Here is a 3,330-nt window from a genome sequence, read left to right as displayed (position 1 = left end):
GGGTCGCCCTTCATGGCCTGACAGGTTTGCCAGCCTGTGCTGGATGGGCGGTTTGCCAGCGTGGCCTGTGCATGTGCCGCAGCCGTGGTGCCAAGACCCAGGAGGGCCGGAAGCACCGTGCAAAGCGATGCAGCAGCAGGATTGAGAGATTTCAGTGGCATGGTCGGTCTTGAAAATTGCGCTGTTCAGGGCAGCCGGGTCAGCGTAAAAGGCACATCGGGTGCATTGTCCGGGGCGCTGCTGCTGGTGTCTTTCCAGGTGCCCTTGAAGGCCTTGCCGCAAGAACCTTCGACCATTTCGCCGTTCCAGGTGCCGGTGATGCTGACATTGTCGGAGGACTCGTCGAGCAGCAACATGCCGCCCTCCAGGTCACCGGCCAGTGCTGCCTTGGCCGCATGTCCGGCAATGGCTTTGGAACCGGCGGCCGGCCCCAGATCGCGGCTCACGATGCCGGCCAGGCTTTCGGCGAATTCGGCATGCCGTTCCAGCAGCATGGTGGCGCGGGCCGGCAAGCCGGCAGGTGGGCGGTCAAAGCGCACGGCCCACAGGCCATGGAGTTGCGCGGCTTTCATCTCCGTGGCGGCCGGGCACGTGGCGTCAGGTTTCGTTTGGGCCGTAGCGCTAGCGGATACTGCGCAAGCGGCGATTAAAAAAAGAGCGGGTCGAAGAAAAAGCAAAGTCATGAACAAGTGAGTGCACGGCCTGGCCGTGCAGTACGGGCTGTAGCAACGCAGCAAGGCGGACGGAGCGGCCAAGGCTGCAGTGCAGGGGGTGAAACGGAAAACTCGGGCACGCGAGTGCGGGGTTGATGCAACGCGCAGGCCGTGGAGCTTGCGCACTATCTCATGAATAGATCTCAATCAGGTAAAGCACCGGTAAAAACCCGCGGCCTGAAACTGTTTGTAACCACAGCACTGAAAACGCCTTCATGCGGCCCGGCACCTGATCTCGCGCCGTTAACCACGGAACAGGGCTGCGCTAGCGCGTCTCTGCCGCCGCTGCTGCCGCCGCAATCCCGTCCGCTGACTTCTTCGCAAATTCCGCGCGCAAGGCCTTGAGCTTTTCTCGCGGGTCTTCTTTCACCGTGGCTTTGTCCAGTGCCATCTCGGCGATGAAGCGGCTGGGTGCGCCGGGAATCATGTCGCGGCCCTTCTTGCGTTTGCGCAGCCAGTTCACAGCCAGCGTGCGCTGCGCGCGGGTGATGCCCACATACATCAGGCGGCGCTCTTCCTGCAGGCGCAACGCGATGCTGTCGGTATTGACTCCGTCATCGTCTTCCAGCTTGAAGGGCAGCAGGCCTTCGTTCACGCCGGCCAGCACCACGTGCGGCCACTCCAGGCCCTTGGCGGCATGCAGGGTGGAGAGCGTCACCACGTTCTGGTCGCCTTCGCGTTCGCTGATGGTGGAGAGCAGCGCAATAGTTTGCACCACTTCGAGCATGGTTTTGGTTTCGGCGGCCACCACGGCGCCTGAGGCGTCATCGATCTGCCCGCCGCAGCGCTGGGCCACCCAGTCGCAAAAATCCATCACGTTGGTCCAGCGCGCGGCTGCGAGTTTTATGTTGGCTTTGCGAAAGGCCTTCTCGAAAGGCTTGGCCAGGTGGTTGGCACGGTACAGCACGCAAAAATCTTTCCACTCCTTGTACTGCCCGCCTTCTGCCTGCAAGCTGCCTTCGGCGCGCAGGCTCTGGATGCGGGCCACCACGCGCTCGGCTTCGTGCTCCTCGCTGTCGCAATCGATCACGCGCACCGGCTCGCCTTCGCCGAGCTCGCTGAACAACGTCTTGGGAAACAGCTTGGGGTTGGGGCCGATCACGTTGTTGGCCGCGCGCAGGATGGCGCTGGTGGAGCGGTAGTTCTGCTCGAGCTTCACAACCTTGAGGTTGGGATAGTCCTGCGGCAGCTTTTTCAGGTTGTCCAGCGTGGCACCGCGCCAGCCGTAAATCGACTGGTCATCGTCGCCCACCGCGGTGAAGCGGCCGCGCGGGCCGACGAGCAGCTTGAGCATCTCGTACTGCGTGGCGTTGGTGTCCTGRTATTCGTCGACCAGCACATGGCCCAGCGATTGCTGCCATTTTTCGCGCACGTTGTCGTGCTCGCGCAGCAGCTTGAGCGGCAGGCCGACCAGGTCGTCGAAGTCGACGCTCTGGTAGGCGGTCAGGCGCTCTTCGTAGTGCGCCATGACGCGGGCAATGGCGCGCTCTTCGTCGCCATTGGCCTGCGCCAGGGCTTCGGCTGCGTTGAGGCCCATGTTCTTCCACAGGCTGATGGTCCATTGCCATTGCCGCGCCGTGGCCGCATCGGTGCTGCCGCCGGCGTCCTTGATGATGCTGGTCACGTCGTCGCTGTCGAGAATCGAGAACTGGGGTTTGAGGCCCAGCGCCGCGCCGTCCTGGCGCAGCATGCGCACGCCCAGCGCGTGGAAGGTACAGACCAGCACGCCTTTGGCGCTTTTGCCGATCAGCGCCTTGGCCCGCTCGCGCATTTCGGCGGCGGCTTTGTTGGTGAAGGTGATCGCGGCAATCTGTTCGGGCTTGAGGCCGGACTGGATCAGCCGGCCTATCTTGTGCGTGATAACCCGCGTCTTGCCGGAACCTGCGCCCGCCAGTACCAGGCAGGGACCATGCAGGTAGTTCACGGCTTCTTGTTGGGCGAGGTTCAGGCCGTGGGTCATGAAAAGAATCGGTTCCAGGGGAAAAATGCGCGGGACCGGCCTTGTCAGGTACTGCCGGTGAACGGCAAATCATAGCGGCTGCCCCCTTTGGGGCAGGCAACGTGGCTTGGCCCAGGCTGCCGGTTTCATGCCGGGCGCTTTGGCTGGATGAAAAAAGACCGCGCCCGCACGGAACCACCCCAAGCCCCGGATTCAAGCAATAAATGCTTGCGGCGCAATGCTGGTCTGCGCAAGCAGCTATCGAATCAATAGCATACGAGCAAGCACGGCTTCATGCGTTCCGGCTCGCCGGGGCGAACCCACCTTGCGTCAACGACAGTGCCTGGGCTGCCTGCTGCAGTAGCAGGCGCAYGGTTTTCTGGTCGGGGCCGACGTGGCGGTCTATGCGCCGCACGTAAGGGCAGGTCAACGCGGCCAGGGCGCTGTGGTCGGGCCCGAAGATGGGGCAGGAGATATCGGCCACGCCGAAAGACTGCAGGCTGTCGCGCTCGAAATAGCCTTGCTCCCGGATGACACCGAGGGCGGCAGCCAATGCATCGGACCCGATCGGCACTTCGCCTTCGAGTGCGGTGTGCTGGGCCAGCATTTGCTGAGCCTGGCTGGCATCTGCGAAAGCCAGCAACACCCGGCCCGAGGCGGTATCGACCAGCCCGACAT

The 3,330-nt window shown here is 63.2% G+C and carries 3 protein-coding genes; all 3 read right to left on the bottom strand.

Going from position 1 to position 3,330, the window contains the following annotated elements; translation table 11 throughout:
- Positions 1-185 precede the first annotated feature (185 nt).
- Positions 186-572 carry a hypothetical protein gene (locus AC1DWI_RS21125; protein WP_477670160.1) on the bottom strand — a complete coding sequence of 129 codons (387 nt, stop codon included), beginning with the start codon at positions 570-572 and terminating at the stop codon, positions 186-188.
- Between the two features lie 406 nt (positions 573-978).
- Positions 979-2,673, bottom strand: a complete 1,695-nt coding sequence (locus AC1DWI_RS21120; protein ID WP_477725670.1) for an ATP-dependent helicase — start codon at positions 2,671-2,673, stop codon at positions 979-981.
- Between the two features lie 271 nt (positions 2,674-2,944).
- The coding region (locus AC1DWI_RS21115) for an IclR family transcriptional regulator domain-containing protein (RefSeq protein WP_477725669.1) at positions 2,945-3,330 on the bottom strand (386 nt) is incomplete at its 5' end.

This window comes from Polaromonas sp. P3_C2 (assembly GCF_056402675.1).
Note: the sequence above shows the minus strand (reverse complement) of the source record. Positions and strands in the feature narration are given on the sequence as shown.